The 3,912-nt window shown below is 73.1% G+C and carries 1 protein-coding gene; it reads left to right on the top strand.

Annotated elements, in window-relative coordinates; translation table 11 throughout:
* Positions 1-72: 72 nt before the first annotated feature.
* Positions 73-3,912 (top strand): DEAD/DEAH box helicase (locus AOJ26_RS30660; protein WP_053851623.1); only part of this gene is annotated, 3,840 nt, incomplete at its 3' end.

Raw genomic sequence — 3,912 nt, 5'->3', positions numbered from 1 at the left:
GCCAAACGACAACCCCACCCGCCCAACCGCCGGAGGCAACCCGTTGTCAGTCCCGGGGTGCAGGATGGACGCATGGTCAGCTCCGCACACCGAGCCCTGAACGGCTTCTCCCCCGCCACCCGCGGCTGGTTCACGGGTGCGTTCGACGCGCCCACCACCGCCCAGGCCGGCGCGTGGCAGGCCATCGCGGAGGGCTCGGACGTGCTCGTCGTCGCCCCCACCGGCTCCGGCAAGACCCTGGCCGCCTTCCTCGCCGCCCTGGACCAGCTGGCCTCCACTCCCCCGCCCGCGGACCCGAAGAAGCGCTGCCGGGTGCTGTACGTCTCCCCCCTCAAGGCCCTCGCCGTCGACGTGGAGCGCAACCTCCGCAGCCCCCTGACCGGCATCCGTCAGGAGTCCGTCCGCCTGGGCCTCCCCGAGCCCGAGGTCAAGGTGGGCATCCGCTCCGGCGACACCCCTCCGGCCGAACGCCGGGCTCTTTCCACCCGCCCCCCGGACATCCTGATCACCACCCCGGAATCCCTGTTCCTGATGCTGACGTCGGCGACCCGGGACGCGCTGACGGGCATCGAGACAGTGATCCTCGACGAGGTGCACGCCGTGGCCGGGACCAAGCGCGGTGCCCACCTGGCCCTGTCCCTGGAGCGCCTGGACGAACTCCTCCCGAAACCGGCCCGCCGCATCGGCCTCTCCGCCACGGTCCGCCCGGTGGACGAGATCGCCCGCTACCTGTCGCCGCAGCGCAAGGTGGAGATCGTCCAGCCGAAGTCCGGCAAGGAGTTCGACCTCTCGGTCGTGGTCCCGGTGGAAGACCTGGGCGAGCTCGGCGGCTCACCGGTCGCCGAGGGCAACGAGGGCGCGGAGCGGCCCTCCATCTGGCCCCACGTGGAGGAGCGGATCACCGACCTCGTCCAGTCCCACCGGTCCACGATCGTCTTCGCCAACTCCCGCCGCCTCGCGGAACGCCTCTGCAACCGTCTCAACGAGATCGCCTACGAGCGGGCCACCGGCGAGCCCTTGGACGAACACCACGCCCCGGCCGAGCTCATGGGCGGCTCGGGCGCGGCCCAGGGTGCCCCCTCGGTCATCGCCCGGGCCCACCACGGCTCGGTCTCCAAGGAACAGCGCGCCCTGGTCGAGGAGGACCTCAAGGCGGGCCGCCTCCCGGCCGTGGTGGCGACGTCCAGCCTCGAACTCGGTATCGACATGGGCGCGGTGGACCTGGTGATCCAGGTCGAGTCACCGCCCTCCGTCGCCTCCGGGCTGCAACGGGTCGGCCGCGCGGGCCACCAGGTCGGCGCGGTCTCCACCGGCGTGGTCTTCCCTAAGTACCGGGGCGACCTGGTCCAGGCGGCGGTCGTCACGGAACGCATGCGGACCGGTTCCATCGAGTCCCTCAAGGTCCCGGCGAACCCCCTGGACGTCCTCGCCCAGCAGATCGTCGCGATGACCTCGATGGACACCTGGCAGCTCGACGACCTCCTTGCCACGGTCCGCAGGGCGGCCCCCTTCGCCTCCCTCCCCGAGTCCGCCTTCACCGCGGTCCTCGACATGCTCGCGGGCCGCTATCCCTCCGACGCCTTCGCCGAACTGCGCCCGCGCGTGGTGTGGGACCGCATCGCCGGCACGGTCACCGGCCGCCCCGGCGCCCAGCGGCTCGCCGTCACCTCCGGCGGCACCATCCCCGACCGCGGCCTCTTCGGCGTCTTCCTCGCCGGCTCCGACCCCAAGAAGGGCGGCGGGAGGGTCGGCGAGCTCGACGAGGAGATGGTCTACGAGTCCCGCGTCGGGGACGTCTTCACGCTCGGCACCAGCTCCTGGCGCATCGAGGACATCACCCGCGACCGCGTCCTGGTCTCCCCCGCCCCGGGCGTCCCCGGCAGGCTCCCCTTCTGGAAGGGCGACCAGCTCGGCCGCCCCCTCGAACTGGGCCGCGCGGTGGGCGCGTTCCTCCGCGAGGTCGGCTCCCTGTCCAAGGAGGACGCCCGCCTGCGCCTGCTCACCGCGGGCCTGGACGCGTGGGCGGCGGACAACGTCCTGTCCTACCTGGACGAACAGCGCGAGGCCTGCGGCCACGTCCCGGACGACCGGACCATCGTCGTGGAGCGCTTCCGGGACGAACTCGGCGACTGGCGGGTCGTCGTCCACTCCCCCTTCGGCGCCCAGGTCCACGCCCCCTGGGCCCTCGCCCTCGGCGCCAAGCTCTCCGAGCGCTACGGCATGGACGCCCAGGTCATGCACGCCGACGACGGCATCGTCCTGCGGCTGCCCGACGCCGATCTGATGAGCCTGGATCTCCTCGACCGGGAACCCGACAGGACCGGCACGGAGTACGACGCCGAGAAGGCTCCGGTGGGCGCAGCGGACGTCGTCTTCGACAAGGGCGAGGTCGACCAGGTCGTCACCGACCAGGTCGGCGGCTCGGCCCTGTTCGCCTCCCGTTTCCGCGAATGCGCCGCCCGGGCGCTCCTGCTCCCGCGTCGCAATCCCGGCAAGCGCACCCCGCTGTGGCAGCAGCGCCAGCGTGCCTCCCAACTGCTCCAGGTAGCGAGCGAGTTCGGTTCGTTCCCGATCGTCCTGGAGGCGGTCCGCGAGTGCCTCCAGGACGTCTTCGACGTGCCCGGTCTCGTCGAGCTGATGGGCGACCTGGAGTCCCGCAGGGTCCGCCTGGTCGAGGTCACCACCCCCGAGCCGTCCCCCTTCGCCCGGTCCCTCCTCTTCGGCTATGTCGCCCAGTTCCTGTACGAGGGCGACTCGCCCCTCGCCGAGCGCCGGGCGGCGGCCCTGTCGCTGGACTCGCGGCTGCTGGCCGAGCTGCTGGGCCAGGCGGAACTGCGGGAGCTGCTCGACGCGGAGGTCCTGACCGAGCTGGAGCGGGAGCTCCAGTGGCTCACCGAGGACCGCCGGGTGAAGGACGCCGAGGGTGTCGCGGACATCCTGCGCGTCCTCGGCCCGCTCACCGACGCCGAGCTGGCCGAGCGGGGCGCCGAGCCGCACTGGGCGCAGGAGCTCGCCGGAGCCCGTCGCACGATCAAGGTCCGGGTCGCCGGCGCCGACCACTGGGCGGCGATCGAGGACGCGGGCCGCCTGCGGGACGCTCTCGGCACAGCGCTGCCGGTCGGGGTCCCGGAGGCCTTCACCGAACCGGTCAAGGACCCTCTGGGCGACCTCCTGGCGCGCTACGCCCGCACCCACGGCCCCTTCACCTCGGCGACGGCCGCCGCCCGCTTCGGCCTGGGCACGGCGGTCACCGAGGGCGCGTTGCAGCGGCTGGCCGCGAGCGGACGGGTCGTACAGGGTGAGTTCCACCCTGCGGGCATCGGCCAGGAGTGGTGCGACGCGACCGTACTGCGCCGTCTGCGCCGCCGCTCCCTGGCCGCGCTGCGCCACGAACTCGAACCGGTGCCGCCGCCGGCCCTCGCCCAGTTCCTCCCGCAGTGGCAGCACATCGGCAAGGGCCACTCCCTGCGCGGCATCGACGGACTGGTGCGTGCCGTGGAGCAGTTGCAGGGCGCCTCCGTGCCCGCCTCCGCCCTGGAGAAGCTCGTCCTGCCGTCCCGCGTCACGAACTACGCCCCGGCCATGCTCGACGAGCTGACCGCCGCCGGAGAGGTCGTGTGGGCCGGCGCGGGTGCGCTCCCGGGCAAGGACGGCTGGGTCTCCCTCTACCTGGCGGACGCGGCGCCCCTGCTCCTGCCCCCGCCCCACCCCCTGGAACTGACGGCCCTCCACCAGTCCGTCCTCGACGCGCTGACCGGCGGCTACGGCCTGTTCTTCCGCCAGATCGCCGAGCAGGTCCGCGCCACCACCCACCCGGACGCCACCGACCCCCAACTGGCCGACGCGCTGTGGGACCTGGCCTGGTCCGGGCGGCTCACCAACGACACCCTCACCCCGTTGCGTTCCCTGCTG

Source organism: Streptomyces sp. NRRL B-24085 (assembly GCF_001282115.1).
In the GTDB taxonomy this organism is placed as follows: Bacteria; Actinomycetota; Actinomycetes; order Streptomycetales; family Streptomycetaceae; genus Streptomyces.
This window is presented reverse-complemented; position numbering and strand designations above follow the sequence as displayed.